Below are 1,798 nucleotides of genomic sequence, written 5' to 3'. Positions count from 1 at the left end.
TGTAGATGGTCGAGCCCGGTTTGATATGCTTCTGAATAAACGTCTTGAGCGCTTCGGTTTCGGCGTTGGGGATGATTTGCAACCGGCAACGCCCGAAACCCTTGGGGGAAAGCAACTCCACGGCGACGGCCACCAGCACCTTGCCTCCGGCTCCGCGTCCGCGCTTGCCGTGTCGCGCACCACCAAAGACAGTTTCATCCACCTCGACTTGTCCGGACAACATGTCATGCCCGGCATGACTGATCGCGCAACGGAACCGGTGCAGCATCGCCCAGGCCGTTTGATAAGAACCAAACCCAAGAATCCGATGCAGCGTTTTGGCGGAAACGCCGTTTTTGGCAGAGGTAAGATGCCAGGCGGCGGCAAACCATACAGTCAGCGGTGTTCTGGTGAGGTGGAAGATCGTGCCAGCCGTGGCGGATATCCGACTGACACACGCTTTACACCACCACCGCCCTCCTTTCATGCGCCACGCAGTGGTGCCACTGCAATCAGGGCAAACAAAGCCATGCGGCCAGCGAAGCCAATCAAGATAATCAAGGCATGCCGCGTCATCTGGAAACCACGCCTTAAATTCGGCGTAGTTGCGAGGGTAATCAACCCCAGCTCGGGGAGACTTAGATCTCGCTTGCGGTTTCTTTGATTCCATTACATAATTTTAACATCACAGCATCAAGCTGGATACCCCACTTTTCAAAACCGTGCGGATGATGTGGTGTGGCGGGTCAAAGTGGCTGGAGAATGGATCTACCTGTACCTGCTGATTGAATTCCAGAGTACGGTGGACAAGTACATGGGCCCTGCGCATGATGGTGTATCAGGGCTTGCTGTATCAGGACCTGATCAAGCAAGGAGCGGTGCTGTCCGATGGGCGTCTGCCACCAGTGTTACCCATCGTGCTGTACAACGGCAGTCAGCGCTGGACGGCAGCCACGAATGTATTCGACCTGATTCCGCCAGTGCCGGGCTTGGTGGAGCAGTTCAAGCCTCATGCCAGATACCTGCTGGTGGATGAGAATGCCTATTCTGACAGCGAACTGGCATCACTCAAGAATCTGGTGGCAACAGTGTTCCGGATTGAACATCCGGCTGACCCGGAAAGCATTCAGGCATTGCTACATCTACTGGAAGAATGGCTGTCAGACCGCTCAGATCTCCAATACATGATCGCCCGATGAATACGGGCGACATTGATGCGCAAACCAGAGTACCGTATACTTTTGCCAGAGGTGGAGAATTTACAGGGATTACGAATCATGCTATCCGAACAACTCGAAGTGTGGGCGCGTCAATACGAAGCCAGAGGCGAAATCATGGCCCTGCAGAAGTTGCTGGCCAAACGTTTTGGCGCTATCCCGGCAGATATTCTGGATAAAATTGCTTCTGCGTCAAAGGAACAAGTCGATTCATGGTTGGATCAGGTGCTGGATGCCAACAGTTTTGGCGACCTGTTTGGCTCCACCACGCACTGAAGCCAACGGGCGACAACACCTGGTTCACAACACCGTCACTCCCTTAATATTGAAAAAAACGAAGGCTGTTTGGGCGTGGGTGTGTGATAGTCCGGGAACTTCACTTGAATCGGGCTGCAAGCCTTTACTGGCGTGGGTTTGACGGTTCCTGCGAACCATGGAAAATCGCGGGAACCGTTGAACCCTTCAGCGACCATCATAAACCAACTCAACCCGCCCCCACCCTCTCGCCCCCGGCCACCACGCCCGGATCCTTCCTGAACCCGATCATCACCGGTAACCGTTCCGGGTCCGGTCCAGGCCAGTCACTTTTGCGCGTGGCCGCC

Annotated in this window: 3 protein-coding genes; 2 read left to right on the top strand and 1 reads right to left on the bottom strand. The window is 54.8% G+C overall.

Annotated elements, in window-relative coordinates:
- Positions 1-649, bottom strand: a 649-nt coding sequence (locus tag IV91_RS16040; protein ID WP_035418125.1) for an IS1595 family transposase, incomplete at its 3' end; no start/stop codon positions are given.
- Positions 650-806: 157 nt separating this feature from the next.
- On the opposite strand from IV91_RS16040, the gene IV91_RS16970 reads away from it, so the two are divergent.
- Both IV91_RS16970 and IV91_RS16965 read left to right on the top strand, forming a co-directional pair.
- Positions 807-1,178: an Rpn family recombination-promoting nuclease/putative transposase gene (locus IV91_RS16970; RefSeq protein ID WP_051862717.1), complete on the top strand. Its 372-nt coding sequence runs from the start codon at positions 807-809 to the stop codon at positions 1,176-1,178.
- 78 nt (positions 1,179-1,256) lie between these two features.
- Entirely contained in the window at positions 1,257-1,472 is a 216-nt protein-coding gene (locus IV91_RS16965) for a DUF4351 domain-containing protein (protein WP_051862716.1), read from the top strand.
- Positions 1,473-1,798: the final 326 nt, after the last annotated feature.

The organism is Ferrovum myxofaciens (genome assembly GCF_000735045.1).
Taxonomy (GTDB): domain Bacteria; phylum Pseudomonadota; class Gammaproteobacteria; order Burkholderiales; family Ferrovaceae; genus Ferrovum; species Ferrovum myxofaciens.
This window is presented reverse-complemented; position numbering and strand designations above follow the sequence as displayed.